General features: G+C 70.2%; 17 protein-coding genes. 6 read left to right on the forward strand and 11 right to left on the reverse strand.

Annotated elements, in window-relative coordinates:
• Window positions 1-118: 118 nt before the first annotated feature.
• Entirely contained in the window at window positions 119-1,585 is a 1,467-nt protein-coding gene (locus ASG91_RS02370) for an MFS transporter (protein WP_056920982.1), read from the forward strand.
• Between the two features lie 157 nt (window positions 1,586-1,742).
• Here the strand turns inward: ASG91_RS02370 and ASG91_RS02375 are convergent, their stop codons facing one another.
• Together ASG91_RS02375 and ASG91_RS02380 are read right to left on the reverse strand one after the other, a co-directional pair.
• Window positions 1,743-2,153 carry a VOC family protein gene (locus ASG91_RS02375; RefSeq protein ID WP_056921238.1) on the reverse strand — a complete coding sequence of 137 codons (411 nt, stop codon included), beginning with the start codon at window positions 2,151-2,153 and terminating at the stop codon, window positions 1,743-1,745.
• Window positions 2,154-2,158: 5 nt separating this feature from the next.
• Complete coding sequence (locus tag ASG91_RS02380) at window positions 2,159-2,620, reverse strand: helix-turn-helix transcriptional regulator (RefSeq protein ID WP_056920983.1); 462 nt, start codon at window positions 2,618-2,620, stop codon at window positions 2,159-2,161.
• A 34-nt stretch (window positions 2,621-2,654) separates the two neighbouring features.
• Between ASG91_RS02380 and ASG91_RS02385 the strand changes: the two genes are divergently transcribed.
• A complete protein-coding gene (locus ASG91_RS02385; RefSeq protein ID WP_235545326.1) occupies window positions 2,655-3,194 on the forward strand; it encodes a hypothetical protein in 540 nt (179 codons plus the stop codon).
• Here the strand turns inward: ASG91_RS02385 and ASG91_RS20035 are convergent.
• The 3 genes from ASG91_RS20035 to ASG91_RS02395 all read right to left on the reverse strand — a co-directional run bounded on the left by ASG91_RS20035 (window position 3,112) and on the right by ASG91_RS02395 (window position 6,363).
• Complete coding sequence (locus tag ASG91_RS20035) at window positions 3,112-3,471, reverse strand: single-stranded DNA-binding protein (RefSeq protein WP_082593837.1); 360 nt, start codon at window positions 3,469-3,471, stop codon at window positions 3,112-3,114. The genes ASG91_RS02385 and ASG91_RS20035 overlap by 83 nt on opposite strands.
• A gap of 124 nt (window positions 3,472-3,595) precedes the next feature.
• Window positions 3,596-4,696, reverse strand: a complete 1,101-nt coding sequence (cax, locus tag ASG91_RS02390) for a calcium/proton exchanger (protein ID WP_082593838.1) — start codon at window positions 4,694-4,696, stop codon at window positions 3,596-3,598.
• A gap of 14 nt (window positions 4,697-4,710) precedes the next feature.
• The gene (locus ASG91_RS02395; protein WP_056920985.1) at window positions 4,711-6,363 is read right to left on the reverse strand and encodes an HAD family acid phosphatase; all 1,653 of its coding nucleotides are present in this window, start codon (window positions 6,361-6,363) and stop codon (window positions 4,711-4,713) included.
• 152 nt (window positions 6,364-6,515) lie between these two features.
• Between ASG91_RS02395 and ASG91_RS02400 the strand changes: the two genes are divergently transcribed.
• The 4 genes from ASG91_RS02400 (at window position 6,516) to ASG91_RS02415 (ending at window position 10,640) form a co-directional block, all read left to right on the forward strand.
• Window positions 6,516-7,028 carry a GNAT family N-acetyltransferase gene (locus tag ASG91_RS02400; RefSeq protein ID WP_056920986.1) on the forward strand — a complete coding sequence of 171 codons (513 nt, stop codon included), beginning with the start codon at window positions 6,516-6,518 and terminating at the stop codon, window positions 7,026-7,028.
• Window positions 7,029-7,279: 251 nt separating this feature from the next.
• Complete coding sequence (locus ASG91_RS02405; RefSeq protein WP_056920987.1) at window positions 7,280-8,467, forward strand: D-alanyl-D-alanine carboxypeptidase family protein; 1,188 nt, start codon at window positions 7,280-7,282, stop codon at window positions 8,465-8,467.
• 81 nt (window positions 8,468-8,548) lie between these two features.
• Window positions 8,549-10,111 (forward strand): MFS transporter, encoded by a 1,563-nt coding sequence (locus tag ASG91_RS02410; protein WP_056920988.1) that lies wholly within the window; start codon window positions 8,549-8,551, stop codon window positions 10,109-10,111.
• A 169-nt stretch (window positions 10,112-10,280) separates the two neighbouring features.
• Window positions 10,281-10,640 (forward strand): RNA polymerase-binding protein RbpA, encoded by a 360-nt coding sequence (locus ASG91_RS02415; RefSeq protein WP_056920989.1) that lies wholly within the window; start codon window positions 10,281-10,283, stop codon window positions 10,638-10,640.
• 83 nt (window positions 10,641-10,723) lie between these two features.
• On the opposite strand, the gene ASG91_RS02420 is transcribed toward ASG91_RS02415, so the two are convergent.
• From ASG91_RS02420 to ASG91_RS02445, 6 genes are all read right to left on the reverse strand, one after another.
• Entirely contained in the window at window positions 10,724-11,221 is a 498-nt protein-coding gene (locus ASG91_RS02420; RefSeq protein ID WP_056920990.1) for an FxsA family protein, read from the reverse strand.
• Window positions 11,206-11,973, reverse strand: coding sequence for a polyprenol monophosphomannose synthase (locus tag ASG91_RS02425; RefSeq protein ID WP_056920991.1), 768 nt, complete (start codon window positions 11,971-11,973; stop codon window positions 11,206-11,208). Before ASG91_RS02425 ends, ASG91_RS02420 begins: the two co-directional genes overlap by 16 nt.
• A complete protein-coding gene (lnt, locus tag ASG91_RS02430; protein ID WP_235545327.1) occupies window positions 11,966-13,621 on the reverse strand; it encodes an apolipoprotein N-acyltransferase in 1,656 nt (551 codons plus the stop codon). The genes ASG91_RS02425 and lnt overlap by 8 nt, the downstream gene beginning before the upstream one ends.
• Before the next feature lie 417 nt (window positions 13,622-14,038).
• Window positions 14,039-14,449 (reverse strand): hotdog domain-containing protein, encoded by a 411-nt coding sequence (locus ASG91_RS02435; RefSeq protein ID WP_056920992.1) that lies wholly within the window; start codon window positions 14,447-14,449, stop codon window positions 14,039-14,041.
• Window positions 14,449-15,300 carry an OAM dimerization domain-containing protein gene (locus tag ASG91_RS02440; protein ID WP_082593841.1) on the reverse strand — a complete coding sequence of 284 codons (852 nt, stop codon included), beginning with the start codon at window positions 15,298-15,300 and terminating at the stop codon, window positions 14,449-14,451. The genes ASG91_RS02435 and ASG91_RS02440 overlap by 1 nt, the downstream gene beginning before the upstream one ends.
• Entirely contained in the window at window positions 15,297-16,886 is a 1,590-nt protein-coding gene (locus ASG91_RS02445; RefSeq protein WP_235545329.1) for a lysine 5,6-aminomutase subunit alpha, read from the reverse strand. Before ASG91_RS02445 ends, ASG91_RS02440 begins: the two co-directional genes overlap by 4 nt.
• Between the last annotated feature and the right edge of the window lie 58 nt (window positions 16,887-16,944).

Genomic DNA, 16,944 nt, shown 5'->3' on the forward strand with positions numbered 1-16,944 from the left:
ATCCTCCGTATAGTTTCAGAAGCGGAGTGAATCTCCGCTTCCATCCTTCGCAACGACGCGGAGGGATCCTCCGCTTCAAGGCCATCATAGCTCGCGCTGCCTGGAAGGACCTCCATCCATGAGCTCCACTGTTGCCCCGGCCACGTCCGCCCGGACCTGGCTCACTCTCACCGTCGTGCTGACGACCCAGATGATGATCGTGCTCGACGCAGCCATCGTGAACATCGCGTTGCCCGACATGCAGCAGGCGCTGCACATCGAGCCGGCCAACCTGTCCTGGGTCGTCAACGCCTACACCCTCGCCTTCGGGGGACTGCTCCTGCTCGGCGCCCGCGCGGGTGACCTGTTCGGTCGCCGTGCCGTGTTCGCCGTCGGCATGGCGCTGTTCACCGTCGCCTCACTAATCGGCGGTTTCGCCGACGCGGGAGCCCACCTGTTCCTGGCCCGCGCCGCCCAAGGGGTCGGCGCCGCCCTCGCGGCACCGTCCGCCCTGGCGATCCTGATGGGTCTCTACCCGCGCGTCGAGGACCGCACCCGCGCGATCGGGTACTACACGATCGTGTCGGCGAGCGGTGCAGCCATCGGCCTCATCGCCGGGGGACTGCTCACCAACTACGCCTCGTGGCGCTGGGTGATGTTCGTCAACGTCCCGATCGGCCTCGTGGTGCTCGCGCTGTCCCGCACCGCCCTGCCGAACACCCGCGCCCACCACGGCCGGATCGACTACGCCGGCAGCCTGCTCTCCACGGCCGGGATGACCGCGTTGGTCTACGGCTTCATCCGGGCGGCCGCCGACGGCTGGGGGAGTGCCACTGCGCTTGCCTCGTTCGCCGTCGCCGTTGCCCTCCTGGCCGGCTTCGTCGCCGTCGAGCGCGCCGTGGAGCACCCCATCACGCCGCTCCACCTGTTCGCCGACCGCGAGCGGGCCAGCGCCTACGTGGCCCGGATGTTGTTGGTGGCAGGGAGCATGGGCGCGTTCTTCTTCCTCAGCCAGTACTTCCAGCTCGTCCTGGGTTGGTCGCCGGTGCGCACCGGGCTGGCGTTCGTGCCCTTCCCGGTCTCGGTCTTCGTGAGCTCCCAGCTGGCCACCCGGGTGTTCGTCCCGAGGTTCGGGGGCCGGAGCGTGATACTCGTGGGGATGGTCCTGTCGGCCATCGGCCTGGTCATGCTCACGCGCCTGGGTGTCGACACCACCTACCCGCAGCTGATCGGCTCCATGGTGGTCTTCGCCGTCGGCAACGGGACGGCCTTCGTGCCGCTCACCGCCGCGGGGATGGCCCGCGTGGCGCCCCAGGAAGCCGGGGTGGCCTCTGGGCTGGTCAACGTGACCCAGCAGGTCGGGGGAGCGGTCGGCCTGGCGATCCTGGTCACGGTGTTCGCCACTGCCGGCCCCGGAGCCGCCTCAGGTCCGTCGGCCAGTGCCCACGCCAAGGACCTGTTCGTCCTCGGCGCTGACCGAGGGTTCGGCGTCGCCGCGGCGCTGATCGCCGTGGCGGTGGTCCTAGTGCTGGCCGTCACACGGCCACGGCGCCGCACGCGGGTGGTCGCGCCGAATGAGGCACTGGCGCTGGAGCCTGCGGCCTGACCAGCAGACCGTCGGTGCGCCCACCCCAGCTCGACCGGGGTGGGCGCACCGTCACGTCTCTGGGTGTGCGGGGAGGGGCAAGATGGAGTTACTTGACATAATGTCGATTATCGGCGTTCTACTGTGAACCCAAGACAGCGCAGCAACCGCCGTGCCGTCAGCGCCGCTCCTGGATCCGGATCAGGTTGCCTGCGGGGTCCCGGATCGCACAGTCGCGCACCCCGTAGGGCTGTTCGGTCGGTTCCTGGACGACCTCGGTGCCGCTGGCCTGGACGCGCTCGAACGTGTCGTCCAGGTCAGCCGTGGCCAACAGGATCCCGCCGTAGGTGCCCTTGGCCATCATCTCGACGATCGTCCGGCGTTCCTCGTCGGTGATGCCGGGGTCCACGGCTGGCGGGTGCAGCACGATGGACGTGCCGGGCTGGCCGGTCGGGCCGACCGTGATCCACCGCATGCCCTGGTAACCGACGTCACCGCGGACCTCGAACCCGAGGATGTCGCGATAGAAGCCGAGCGCGGCCTCCGGGTCGTCGTGCGGCAGGAAGCTCGAGTGAATGGTGATGTCCATGGCGGTCACGCTAGCTGTGGCTCGACGGCTGGCGCTTCTCGATTCCTGACCGGTCGGGTGACCTGTTTGGCCACGCAGGACGGGATCCCCGCGACCGACTCAGCCGCCTCGCGTCGGTAGGTGCTCGGCGGCATCCCGACCAGCTCCGTGAAGCGGGTGCTGAAGGTGCCGAGCGACTGGCAGCCGACCGCGAAACACACGTCGGTGACGCTCAGGTCGCCGCGACGAAGCAGGGCCATCGCGCGCTCGATCCGCCGGGTCATGACATAGCCGTAGGGCGACTCGCCGTAGGCCTTGCGGAACTCACGACTCAGGTGTCCGGCCGACATGTGCGCACCCCTGGCCAGGGCCTCGACGTCGAGCGGCTGCGCGTACTCCCGGTCGATCCGGTCGCGGACCCGCCGCAGCACCGCCAGGTCACGCAGCTGCTGGGGGCGTGGGGCATCGGCGGGCACACGGGTCGTCACACACCGATCGTGCCACGAGGTGCCGGGTGGGACCATGGGCGGACTGTCTGGCCAAGAGGACGTCATGGACCTGTCGAGCTTCTATGCCTTCCTGTCCGCCAGCTGCTTCACGCTGGTCGGACTGTGGTGGAACGTGCTCGAGCGACGGCCCCAGCTGTTGTCCACGCCCGAGGTGCGCAAGCTCGCCGGTGGCATCTACCTGTCGTTCCTCCTGCCGGCCCTGATGGGCCTCTTCGCCCAGGTCGCTCCGGACCGACCGTTCATGTGGCGCACCACGTTCGGGCTGGTGTCCGTCGTCGGGATCGTCTCGACCTGGCGCCTGATCCAGCTCGACGGTCGGGTCCCCCACCCGGGGCCGTTCCGCCGTCACCGGTGGGTCGTGGTCGTCCTCTACACCGCGATCCTCGTGCTGGGGCTGGTGCCGTCGCTGGCTGGCTCGATCGGGCTGACGCCGATCCAGCTCGCGGCCATCGCCCTCATCTGCCTGGTCGTCATCGCCCACGGGCTGACCTGGGAGTTCCTGACGCAGGACGAATCCGCTTCAGCGACAGCGCTTCCACCTCGTAGCGACTGACCGTCACCGTGCCCGTGCGGAAGAACCGCCGCCGCAGGGCACCGACCACCTCGACGAGGTCCTGCGCCTTCAGGCCGCGGGCGCTGCGCCGGGTGCGCGCCGACCAGCACGCCACGTCGATGGCGTCGACGCGCCCGGCGCCGGTGTCCGTCGAGCGCGGTACCACCACCCGCAGCTGGGCCACCCGGTCCCCGCTCGGCAGCTCGCGCTCCTGCACGTCCACGCTGATCCGACCGACCAGCCTGACCTCGTTCGTCCACTCCCCGGAGTCATCCATGGGGTCAACCGTGCTGCCCCTCCCCCGCTTCTCCCAGCGCCACAGCCAAGACCTGGGGACAAGTCCGTCGCTACCCGCGGTCTGTGGACAACGTGGTCCGTGGACGACTCGGCCTGTGGGCAGCTCAGCCCCACCAGAACGAGGTGGCGATCACGGCATACACCGCGATCAGGGCGGCACCCTCGATCCAGGTGGACTCACCGTCGAAGGTGATGAACGCCGTGAGGATCACGGCGATCACGACCGACACCACCAGCATCGGCGCGAAGACCAGGGTGAGGGACGCGAACCCGAAGACCGCGGAGAGGACCACGAGGAGCGGCGCGAGGACGAGGGCGATCTGGATCGGGGAGTTGATGACGATCGAGAACGCGTACTCGGACCGGTTCTGGGCAGCCAGCTGCACCCCCACGACGTTCTCGATCGCGTTGCCGGCGATCGCGACGATGACCAGGCCTGCGAAGGCGTCCGAGATGTTGAGCGCGTCCATGGCCGGCTCGAGCGCCACGACGAACCAGTCGGAGACGAAGGCAGCGGCGGCCGCAGCGGCGGCGAGCAGGCCGACCGCGAGCCACACCGGCCACCGCGGCGCCTCGGCGTGCCCAGCGCCCGGGTCCGCCTCGCCACCCGACTGCTTCCGCAGCGACGCGGGGAGGGTGAGGGCGAAGAGCACGAGCAGCACGACCGACACGATCAGGGAGAGCGTCTTCTCGTGCGCCGCGGCCGGGGTGTGGACGTAGTGGGCCAGCGATGGCACGACCATCGCCGCCACCGAGAGCACCATCAGGACGATGATGCTGCGAGCCCGCTCGGAGTTGAGCTGCTGGGTGCCGTGCTTCAGCCCGCCGACGAGGAAGGCCAGCCCGAGCACGAGGAGCAGGTTGGCCAGGATCGAGCCGATCAGGGCTGCCTGCACCACCCCGACCAGCCCGGCCTTGAGCGCGAACAACGCGATGAACAGCTCGGGCAGGTTGCCCAGCGCCGACTGCAGCACGCCGGTGGCCCCCGGGCCGAACCGGTCGCCGAGCTGCTCCACCGACCGTCCCACCAGCGAGGCCAGGAGGGTCACCGCGACCGCTGAGGCCACGAAGGGCAGCACCGCTCCCCCGCCGGCGAACCGCGTCACGGCCGCGGCGAGCACGGCCAGCCCGCCGGCGCCGAGGATGACGTGGTCGGAGCGGACGAAGGTGGGCTGGGTGGTCGTCCGGTCGGTCGAGGTGGGCACGGCGGTGGACGTGCTCAGGGCAGGTAGTACATCGGGTTCGGCAGCTTGACCACGCGGTCGGCACTGCCGCCGACCAGGTCGCTGTACTGGTCGCCGAAGTTGGCCACCACGTCGTACCCGAGGTCACGCTCCACGTGCTTGCGCACCGTGGACTTGTACTCGACCGTGCTGCACGTCGGGTACTTCACGCAGTCGGCCGGGGTTACGTACGCCGGCGGCGTCGTGCCGGTGACCCACTTGGTGAAGTAGTTGTCGGAGGTGAACCCGGTGTAGCCGACCTTGGCGAGGTTGCCGAGCGTCGCCGCCTTCTGGTTGTCGTTGCGCCCGGTCAGGCCGACCAGGGTGCAGCCGGCCGCCGACGCATCGTTGGCGAGCGAGACCATCCCCGGCGTGGCGAGGAACCTCTGGGGCTGGACCCACTGGGTGTCCTGGACGGTCGGGTTGAAGACGAACTTCATCGCCCCGACTTCCATCTCGTAGCCCCACAGGGTGGTGTCGTCGGCGTCGAGCACGACCGCCGGGTGCTGACCCCGACGAGCCTCGGTGGCGCAGGTCTGCAGCAGCCGGCTGCGCTGCTGCCCCACGATCTTGGTCAGCTCCGAGATGTACGGCGACGAGGTGGTGTTGGCGGCGCCGGAGCCCGTCGGGTCGCCGTAGTAGGCGTAGATCGTCTTCTTCACCGAGTCGATGTTGGGGATGCCCTCTCCCCCGGCGGTCAGCCCGCTCGACCCGTCCGGAGCCATCGTGAAGTGGGTCCGGGGAGCCAGCCAGGGCTCGTCGACCCCGGGCAGGTCCGGCGACGGCAGGTAGTAGGTGGGGTTGGGCAGCTTGAGGCTGTGGTCGGCATACCCGCCCCGCAGGTCGGAGAACTGGTCGCCGACGTTGAGGACGATGTCGTACCCGAGGTCCTGCTCGATGTGCTTGCGGGTGCCGGCCTTGTACTCCACGGTGGTGCAGGTCGGGGCGGCGACGCAGGTGAGGTAGGCCGGCGGCGTGGTGCCCGAGTTGTACTTGGTGAAGTAGTGGTCGGACGTGAAGGCCGTGTAGCCGACCTTGGCCAGGTTGTTGACCGTGTGGGTCTTCTGGCTGTCGCTGCGTCCGGTCAGCCCGAAGATCGTGAAGCCCATCGCCTGGGCGTCGTTGACGAAGTCGACCATGCCCGGGGTGGCCGGGAAGCGCTCGCCGTCGACCCACGGCGCCTGGGCGGCGGGGGTGAAGACGAACTTCATGTCGCCGACCTCCATCTGGTAGGTCCAGAGGGTGGTGTCGTCGGCGTCGAAGACGATCGCGGGCTGCTGGTGGTGACGCTTGGCGTCGGCCAGCAACCGAGGCAGCGCACGGCGCTCCTTGGCGATGATCGCGCTCAGCTCACGGATGTAGGGCGAGTCGGTGGGGTTGGCCTGACCGGTGCCGGTGGGGTCGCCGTAGTAGGCGTAGATCGTCTTCTTGACCGAGTCGATGTTGGGGATCCCCTCTCCCCCGACCCGCGTCCCGCTCGACCCGTCGGCCGCCATCGTGAAGTGGGTGCGCGGGGTCAGGCGGTGGTCGGGGCCGGGCGACCCGTGCGCACTCGCCGCACCGGCACCGGCGACCGTGGCAGCGGCGAGCGCGACCACGGCGGAGCCGGCCAGCACCCCCGTCCGCCTGCTGTGGGAGGAAATGGGCATGGACGCACGCTCCTGGAACTTGTGGTTGGCGTTGGGGTGGGGAGACCGCGGTGGCCGGGGATGACCGGAATGTCACCGCGCTGACGCCCGGAGGCTATGCAGGGGCTGACCTGCGCGGAAGTGACATACGTCATGGGTGGCAGACTCGGATCATGGAGGCCCACGACGTGCTGCGTCCGATGACCGACGCCGACGTACCCGACGTGCTGCAGCTCAACGCCGACCACGTGGAGCTCCTCTCCCCCATGGACGGCGCACGCCTCGCGCGGCTGCGTGGCTGGGCCACCCGCGCAGACCTCATCCAGTGCGACGGCGAGACGGCGGGGTTCGTCCTCGTGTTCGGCCCGGGCACCGACTACGACTCCGACAACTACCGCTGGTTCACGGAGCGGTTCGGTGACCGCTTCGACTACCTCGACCGGATCGTCATCGACGACCGGTTCCGGCGCCGGGGCCTGGCCTCCGCGGTCTACGACGCGGTCGAGGCGGCTGGGGAGCCCAGGGGCCGCTTGGTCCTCGAGGTCAACGTCGACCCCCCGAACGAGCCCTCCCTGGCCTTCCACCGGCGACGGGGGTTCGTGGAGGTCGGTCAGCTCGGTCCTGCCGGGCACCGGGTCAGCCTGATGGCCAGGAGTTCTCCGCCGAAAGCAGGAGACGGACCGTGACCTTCCGGGGTTACCCTGCGTTGAGGTAGCAGAGCCGCCCGAGGGGGGTGGCGGACGAGGGAGTGGCAATCGTGGTCGGGCTCGGAATGCGAGCCAGTGTGGTCGCAGGCGCTTTTGCTGTGGTGACGCTGGCAGGTTTCTCCCCGACCTACGCCTCGAACACGACCCCACCCGTCACATCGTCCACAAGCACCACAACGACCCCGCCCCCTGCGTCCACCGTCGCAAGCCACACACCCGCGACCGGCAGCGTGACCACCGGGAGCGGCACCACCTCCGCAGGCGCGACGGCCACCCCGGGCGCCGGTGGCGAGAACACCCTCAGCCCGGCGGAGCTGGCCGCGCAGATCGCCGCGGCGGACGCCCTCACCGAGGACCTGACCGCCTCCAACGCTGGGATCGCCGCGGCCGCCACCAAGCTCGACCGGCTCGCCCTCGAGGCCAACGAGCTCCTGCAGAAGTACGCCGCCGCGCGGGACGCCGAACGCGCTGCCCGCGAGGAGGCCAACCGCAACGTCCTGCTCTACCAGCAGCTGAGCACCCGACTGGGCGAGGACCGCCGGGCCCTGGGCCAGTGGGCCTACCTCGCCTACGCCGGCACGGGCGGCAGCATCAGTGACATGGGCACGCTGCTCGACACGCTGGCCAAGCCGGCGGCGGAGGCGAGCGACACCGCCGCCCAGCTCTCCTACCTCAGTGACCAGCGCAGCTGGCAGATCGAGCGCGTCCAGAACCAGACCCAGCTGCAGCGCGCCATCGCGCTCAAGGCGGTCGAGGCGAGCACCCGTGCGACGGAGGCCGCCACCGCAGCCGCCGACGCGAAGAAGAAGCTCGACGTGGTCGTCAAGGAGCAGAAGGCCCAGCTCGACGCCACCCGGCAGCTGCACGCCGAGCAGGTCGCCAAGGCCGGACCGGTCGCCGGGCTGCTCCTGGGCAGCGGCGACCCGGCCGCGATCGAGGCCACGAAGCGACTGCGCGCCGCGCTGGTCGTCCCCGGCGTGCTCGCCGACGGCTCGGTGAAGGCGTGCAGCACCAACGAGGGCGAGTACCCCAACGGCAAGATCCCCGTGGCCGCCCTGTGCCCGCTGTTCGGAGCCGCCGGCCAGAGCCTCCGCCCGGGCGCCGCAGCGGCGTTCAACGCCATGAGCATCGCCTACCAGAAGGACACCGGCTCCCCCATCTGCGTCACCGACTCCTACCGCTCCTACGCCGAGCAGGTGTCCGTCAAGGCAGTCAAGGGCAAGTGGGCTGCCACCCCCGGGCGCAGCGAGCACGGCATGGGTCGCGCCGTGGACCTGTGCGGCGGGATCAACAACTTCGGCACCCCCGCCCACCTCTGGATGAAGCAGAACGCCCCGCTCTACGGGTGGTTCCACCCTGACTGGGCCGAGCCGTCCGGCTCGCTGCCCGAGCCGTGGCACTGGGAGTATGCCGGCTAGTCACCGCACCACCCCGACTCGCCGTCGCTTCTGGGTACGAATACCCATCTGGCGGACCGGCCGCTGTGCCACCCTTCACGCATGACAACAGAGGCGGCACCGTCACGGTCGACGACGTCCGAGCACCAGGCTCACCGCAGGGCCTGGTACTGGTACGACTGGGCCAACTCCGCCTTCGTCACGACGGTGGGGACCGTCCTCTTCGCGCCCTACCTGACCACCGTCGCCAAGGAGGCCGCCTGCCCGGGCCAGGACAGCGACGCGGCCTGCCACGTCGACCTCCACGTCATCCCGGCCGCGGCCGACCTGCCCAGCGGGGTCTGGCAGGTCGGGCTGGCGCTGACGCTCCTGGGGCTCGCCGCCCTCGTGCTCACCGTGGTCCAGATGATCCGCAACCGGCCGACCCTGCTGCCGACCGGTATCCCGTTGGCCGTCGCCGGGGCGGGTGGTCTCCTGCTCGTCCTGACCGCACCCCTCGACCCGGGTTCGGTCGCCTCCTACACCGTGACGCTGTCGACGATCATCAGCGCGGTCCTGCTCGTCTTCGTCGGGGCCATCGCCGACCGCACCCCGCGTCCGGCGCGGCTGCTCGGGGGCTTCGCCTGGGCCGGGGCCGTGGCCGCCTCGCTCCTGTTCTTCCTCCGCGGCGAGAACTGGCGCTTCGGGTCGGTGATGATGATCCTGGCCACCATCGCGCTCGGTTCGTCGCTGGTCGTCTACGACGCGATCCTCTGCCGGATCGCCTCCCCCGACGAGCGTGACGACGTCTCGTCGCGGGGCTGGGCGCTGGGCTACCTCGGAGGTGGCCTGCTCCTCGCGATCAACCTCGTCATCGTCTCCAAGCCCGACCTGGTCGGGGTCGACAAGGGCATGGCCGTCCGGATCAGCATGCTGTCAGCCGGCCTGTGGTGGGGCCTGTTCACGCTCATCCCGGTGCGTGGCCTGTGGAACCTGCGTGGCGGCGAGATCGCCCGGGTCGAGGAACCCTCCGCCGGGATCGTGCGGGGCAGCTATGCCCAGCTCGGCCACACGTTCCGCGACCTGCGGACCTACCCCCACACCCTGATGTTCCTGCTCGCCTACCTGTTCTTCAACGACGGCATCCAGACCGTCATCTCCTCGAGCAGCCTCTACGGCGCCGAGGAGCTCAAGTTCGCCCAGGAGCAGCTCATCGCGCTCATCCTGCTGGTGCAGTTCGTGGCCTTCGGAGGAGCCCTGCTGTTCGGCCGGTTCGCCCGGCGGTACGGCGCGTGGCGCACGATCCTCGGGTCCCTCGTCGCGTGGTCCGGCATCGTCATCGCGGCGTTCTTCGTGCCGGAGAAGGCGTTCATCCCCTTCGTCGCCCTCGGCGTGCTCATCGGCATCGTCCTGGGTGGCAGCCAGGCACTCAGCCGCTCGCTGTTCAGCCAGCTCGTCCCCAAGAGCCGCGAGGCAGAGTTCTTCGCCTTCTACCAGGCCATGGAGCGCGGCACGTCGTGGTTCGGCACGCTGCTCTTCGGACTGGTCCACCAGCTGACCGACTCCTACCGCCCGGCCATCGTGGCGCTCATCGTCTTCTTCGTGCTGGGCTTCCTCCTGCTCCGCAAGGTCGACGTGCGCCAAGGCATCGTCGACGCCGGCAACGAGGTGCCCGCCGTGGTCTGAGGTGTGACTTGCGTCACATCGGCCAACGCTGGGGCGTGTTGGTTCGTCATCACGGGTACATACCTCGCGGATTCGGAACATTGAACCCATCCGCGGCGTTGGCAGTAACGAATCCCTTTCGCCCCCACCCGAGCGGGCAGGGTACCAAGCACGTTGGGAGAACCCCGTCATGGCAGAACGCACCCTCCGGGGCAGCCGAATGGTTTCGCACAGCTTGGAGACCGACGACCACGTCGTTCCGAGCGAGCGCCAGATCACCGCGTACGTGTGCCCCCTGGGCCACCGCACCGAGCTGCCCTTCTCCATCGAGGCCGAGATCCCGCCCACATGGGAATGCCGCTGCGGCGAAGAGGCCCGGCTGGTCGACGGGCCCGAGCCCGTGGCCAAGCAGGTCAAGCACGTCCGCACCCACTGGGACATGCTGCTCGAGCGTCGCTCCATCCCGGAGCTGGAGGAGCTGCTCGAGGAGCGCCTGACCCTCCTGCGGGAGTCGCGGGGCGAGAAGCCGCGCCGCAAGCGCACCGCCTGACTCACCGCGACCACCCATGAGCACGACGAAGGCCACGCCCACCAGGGCGTGGCCTTCGTCATTCCGGTATGCCGCGTGGCCGGCTAGAGGACCTCGCCCTCGATGATGTCCGGTCCCGACGGCGGCTGGCCGCCGGCTCCCCCACGCCCGGTGCCGAAGATCCCCCCGAGGAGCCGCTTGGCCACGACGGCCTCGAGCGCGGTCCGGGCGATCGGGCGGGTCAGCGGCAGGATGAAGAAGAAGCCGACGATGTCGGTCAGGAAACCCGGAGCGAGCAGCAGCGTGCCGCCGACGAGGACCAGGGCGGCGTCCGCGAGCTGACGGCTGGGCATCTGCCCCGTGTTGAGGGCGGTGGTCAGCGCCTTCCAGGCCCGCGCACCCTCGCGCCGGACCAGCCAGGCTCCCAGCGCGGACTCGACGAGCAGCAGCACCAGGGTCTGCCAGCCGCCGATCGCCTTGCCGACGGCGATGATGGCGGCGATCTCCAGGACCGGGACGACGAGCAGCAGGACGAACACCACCGCCAGCCAGCGCGGCCGGCGTCGGCGGGCGAAGGGGGTGCGACCTACAGCCGGTGCCATGTGGGCTCCCGACGGCCCAGTCGCCGCACCTGGTCGGCGCGGTGCGACAGGCCCCATGCGGTGATCCGCTGGAGTGACTCGCGCATGATGTCGCCGCTCATCTTGGAGTCACCGATCTCGCGCTCGACGAAGGTGATCGGCACCTCGACGACCCGGAGCCCGAGCCGCACGGCCCGCTGCGTGAGGTCGACCTGGAAGCAGTAGCCCTGCGACGCCACGTGGTCGAGCCCGATGGTCTCGAGCGCGCTCGCGCGGTAGACGCGGTAACCGGCCGTCGCGTCGTGCACCGGCATCCCCAGGAGGGCCCGCGTGTAGATGTTGGCCCCGACGCTGAGCGCCTTGCGGTGCAGCGGCCAGTTGACGACGCTGCCGCCGCGCACCCAACGGGCGCCGATGACGAGGTCGGCATCGGGCAGCGCAGCGAGGAGGGCCGGGAGCTGCTCGGGCTGGTGGGAGCCGTCGGCGTCCATCTCCACGATGGCGCCGTAGCCCTGGTCCAGACCCCACGCGAAGCCCGCCAGGTAGGCGTTGCCCAGCCCCTGCTTGCCCGGCCGGTGCAGCACGTGCACCTGCGGGTCCGCGGCGACCAGCTCGTCGGCCACGGCACCCGTGCCGTCCGGCGAGTTGTCGTCGAGGACGAGGACGTCCGCGGAGGGCACTGCCGCACGCACCCGTTCGACGATGCGGGGCAGGTTCTCGCGCTCGTTGTAGGTCGGGATGCAGACGAGCACCCGGTCGATCTGGTCAGACAACGACGCGGTCCCTTCGTTGGTGAGCCGGTGCGGACGGTCCGTCAGCGGCGCGCTCGACCCTAGCGGTCCTGCGCCGCAGCCACAGGCCGAGTGCCAGGAGTCCGACGAAGGCCAAGCCCGCGGCATACTCCGGCAGGGGGCCCAGCCGGTCGGACGGGGTGACCTCGGTGCGGACCACCGGCGACCCGTAGCGGGCTGCTGCGGTGAACAACGACGTCTTGTCCACGTACGTTCCGTCGGGGTTGATGAAGCCGCTGACGCCGACCGTCGAGACGTGCACGACCGAGCGTCCGTGCTCGATGGCGCGCAGCCGGCTGATCGCGAACTGCTGCTCGGACTCGGCCGTGTAGCCGAACGTCGCGTTGTTGGTCTGCACCGCGAGGATGCTGGCGTCGCGCCCCGGTTGGAGGGTGGAGTCGCGCATCAAGCCGTCGTAGGCCACCTCGAAGCAGATGGTGGGGATGATCCAGTAGGGCCGCTCCCCCGCCACCGGCACCTCGAACCCACCGGGCCGGTCACCGCGGGTGAAGTCCTTGGTGACCAGGTCGACCTTGTCGCTGAAGTTCCGGAAGAAGCTGCGGTACGGGATGTACTCGGCGAACGGCACGGGGTGCTGCTTGACGTACGGCTGCGGGGCGCCCCCACCCGGCCGGTAGAACAGGCTGGCGTTCGAGATGTAGGGATCCGGTCCCTGCAGGACCGCTCCGACCAGCAGTGGCGCCTTGACCGTCTGCAGCGCGAGCTGGATGTCGGCGGCCGCGTCGTCGTTGAGCAGCGGGTCGATGTCGGACGAGTTCTCCGGCCACACGACGAGCGTGGGCGCGGGGTGGCCCGTCGAGACCGCCTGGAGGGTCCCCTGGACGTGGTTGTCGAGGACCTTGCGGCGTTCGGCGTTGAAGTCCAGGCCCGGCTTGGGCACGTTGCCCTGCACGAAGAGCACCGACACCGCCCGCCCGTCCGTGGGCGGGGTCGTGGCCACGGCGAGCCCGAGTGGTGCCAGCGCGAGGACGACCAGCGCGGCACCCAGGGACCGGTATGCCGCGGGGAGGCTGCGGCGCGGACGCCCGACGCGGTGCGTCAGCTCACGCCCCACGACGTGGAACAGCACCCCGAGCGCCGCGACCGCGAAGGTCAGGCCGGGCGCGCCGGCAAAGCGCGCCAGTGGTGCCAGCGGGCTGTCGGCCTGGCTGAACGCGAGCCGGGCCCACGGGAAGCCCCCGAACGGTGTCGTGCCACGCGCCCACTCCTGCAGCACCCACGCCAGCGGCACCGCGGCATATGCGAGGGGTCGGAGCCGCGAGCCGAGGAGGGGACGCTGGACGGCGGCGGTGACGGCGCACATCACCGCGATGTACAGCGCCTCGAGGGTGCACAGGGCGATCCACGGGAGGTTGCCCACGTAGACGCCTGACCACGACAGGGTCGGCAGGAAGAAGCCGAGACCGTGGGCGAGGCCGAGCAGGAGCGCGAACCGCCACCGGGCGCCGAGCGCGGCGGCGGAGAGCAGGCCGACGCCGACGGGCGCGAGCCACCAGACGTCGTGCTGGGGGAAGGCCTGCGCGGTCAGGAGTCCGGAAGCCGTGGCGACGACGAGGCGGGTCCCCGCTCGCAGGCTCAGGGTCGACGGGGTTTGGGTCGACAGGGGCACGGGACCACGGTAGGACACGGAACGGCCCGCGCTGCCGTTGGGACCAGCAAGGGGCCGACTGGGTGCCGACATCCTGCTGTTGTCTACTGAGCGCGCGGGCCGTACCGTCGTCCACCACCGCCTCGAGCGGGGCACCAGTTCGGGGTCACACGTCACTGCTGGCAGGGCGGTGGCTGCGCGCGCTAGCCACCGGGCAATGCATGCTTCTCCGGTCTGGCTTCCCCCTGGTCGACGGTCCATCAGTGAACAACCGTGGGCCAACTTACCGCCGCGACGGCGGGTGTCAACCCGGAGCTCACCCAGGGGAACGCGCATTTGCGCAGGTCATGCGGGCCGTCCAAAACCGTTGTGCTGCAAGGAATCTGTGGGCAATCGACGAACGGTCGGCGTGTCGCGTGCGACACGCCGGGATCCGCCTCAGGGAGTCGGCGTCGGTGGCGGAACCACGACAACACCGCGGGCTGTCGTGGCCACGACGGGAGGGTCCAGGAGATCGGCCGCGGACTCGCCGCGATCGGGCGCGCCCCGTCCCACCACTCGGACCTCGAACTCCATCTCGCGGCTGCGGGTCCCTGCCCGCACGAGCCGGGCCTCGATCTCGATGACGTCACCGGCCCGGACGGGCGCCTTGAACTGGACGTCGGAGTAGGACGCGAACAGGCCCTCGTCGCCGTCGGTGCGGATGCACATCTCGGTGGCCACGTCACCGAAGGCCGCGAGCGAGTAGGCGCCGTCGACGAGGTTGCCGGCGTAGTGCGCGTGGCTGTACGGGACGTAGCGGCGATGCGTGACGGTGAGGCCGACGGTCGCTCCGGTGGGGGCGGTCATCACTTCTCCTTCGAGCGGGGGTCCGAGGGGGCGAGCGCGTGCACGAGGTAGCTGGCCACCTCGCCGGGGGTGGTGCCACGTCCGAAGATCCGGTCGACCCCGAGCTTGGGGGCCGACCCCTCCTCGAACCGTGGACCGCCGACGACGAGCAGCGGCACCTGACCGGCAGGGTAGGCCTCGCGGAAGGCCGCACTCATGGTGGTGGTGTTGTGGATGTGGGCGTCGCGCTGGGTGACGACCTGGCTGACCATCACGGCGTCGGCCTTCTCGGCCCGGGCCCGGGCGACGAGCTCGGGCACCAGCACCTGGGCGCCGAGGTTCACGACCTTGATCTCGCGGTAGTACTCCAGGCCCTTCTCCCCCGCGAACCCCTTGATGTTGAGGATCGCGTCGATCCCGACCGTGTGGGCGTCGGTGCCGATGCAGGCGCCGACCACGACGAGCTTGCGCCGCAGCCGGCCCTTGATCGCCTTGTTGACCTCCGTCGGGCTGAGCAGCGGGAACTCCCGCTCCACGACGGTGACCTCCCGGAGGTCGACCAGGTGGGTCGCGCTGCCGTAGACGACGAAGAAGGTGAAGTCGGGCCCCATCGGCTTGGCGTGCACGAGCAGCGCCGGCTCGAGGCCCATCTTGGCGGCGAGCTGGAGGGCGGCACCCTCGGCCCGCTTGTCGTGCGGGACGGGCAGCGTGAACGACACCTGCACCATGCCGTCGCCGGTGGTGTCGCCGTAGGGCCGGACGATGTCGGGCGTCTTGCGCGCGGCCTTGGCCCCCTTGGTGGTGGCCTTGGCGGGCATCGGGTCGAGCGGCATCGCCTTGTCGGTGGTGCGCGGGTCCTGGGCCGGGGTCATCGGGTCTCCCCCGTCTCGAGGAGGGTCGTCGCGGGGTTGTCGTAGCCCTCGGCGCGGACCACCACACCGTCGAGTCCCTTGCCGGCGTTCGCGGGGCGCTTCATCAGGCCGAAGGTGCCATCGGCGATCGCCTCGAGCAGCGGCGCCTTCCCGGGCTCCTCGGTGATGGTCGTCAGCAGGTCGATGGCCTCGGACAGCACTCCCCTGGCCCGGGTCTGGATGAACCCGTCGCGGGGCGGGTGGAAGTCCTCGGTGAGGCCGCCGGCGGCGTTGAGCACGTACCGCACGTTCTGCAGGGCCAGGTCGCGGTCGGACAGGAACGGCGTCACGACCGCCTCGGTCATCATGCCGACCAGGAGGATCCCCTGACCGGTCATGGCTCCGACCAGGTTGAAGAACCCGTCGAGGAGGTAGCCGCGGAAGACGTCGCCGGTCATGTGCTTGGTCGGCGGCATCCACTTCAGCGGCGCGTCGGGGAAGAGCTGCCGGGCCAGCAGGGCGTGGGCCAGCTCCATCCGGAACGAGTCGGGGATCTCGGGGTTGATCTCGAAGGCGTGGCCCAGGCCGAGCTGCCAGTCCTCCAGCCCGGCCTCCTTGGCGAAGTACTCGTTGAGCAGCTGGCTCACCGTGACCGTGTGCGCTGCCTCGACGGCGTCGGCGGTGGTGAGGTAGTTGTCCTCGCCGGTGTTGATGATGATCCCGGCGCGGGCGTGGATCTGGCGGCTGAACCGCTGGTCGACGAACGTCCGGATCGGGTTGATGTCGCGGAAGAGGATCCCGTACATCGAGTCGTTGAGCATCATGTCGAGCCGCTCGAGTCCGGCCAGGGTGGCGATCTCGGGCATGCACAGGCCGGATGCGTAGTTGGTCAGCCGGATGTAGCGACCCAGCTCCTTGGACGTCTCGTCCAGGGCCGCACGCATCAGGCGGAAGTTCTCCTTCGTGGCGTACGTGCCGGCATACCCCTCCCGGGTGGCGCCCTCGGGCACGTAGTCGAGCAGCGACTGACCGGTGGAGCGGATCACGGCGATGATGTCGGCGCCCTCGCGGGCGGCGTTCTGCGCCTGCGGGATGTCCTCGTAGATGTCGCCGGTGGCGACGATGAGGTAGATCCAGGGGCGCTGCTCCGGGTCACCGTGCCGCTTGATGAGGCGGTCGCGGGCGGCCCGCTGCTTGTCGATGGTCCGGATGCCCCGGCTCACCTCGCGACGCGCGTCCTTGGCCGCTGCGGTGGCGGCCCTGCCCTCCGGGAGCCGGAACTGGACCGAGCCGCTGGCGGCCTTCTGCGCCAGGGTCAGCAGGTCGGGGGCCTCTCCCCTGCGCAGCGCGTCGAAGACCGGGTTGGTGATGCCGTGCTCGAGCCCCACCTCCGCGCGGACGGCGTCGACGAGGTGGTTGACCCACGGCACCCGCTCGTGGTCGGCGCCGCCGAGTCCGGCGAGGCGCAGGGTGGCCCGCTCGACGCTCACGGTGGTGTGGCTCTGGGCCAGCTTCACCACGGGCCGGCCGGCCTTGCGGGCCAGGGTGCGGGCCCGGCGGACATCGGCCGGGTCGAGGTCGAGGAGAGGTTTCACACGCGAAGACACGCGGCAAATCTAGCAGTGGGAGAGAGGATTTGCGGTCAAGGGTGGAGTGGGCCGCAAA

This window comes from Phycicoccus sp. Soil802 (genome assembly GCF_001429605.1).
Taxonomy (GTDB): domain Bacteria; phylum Actinomycetota; class Actinomycetes; order Actinomycetales; family Dermatophilaceae; genus Pedococcus.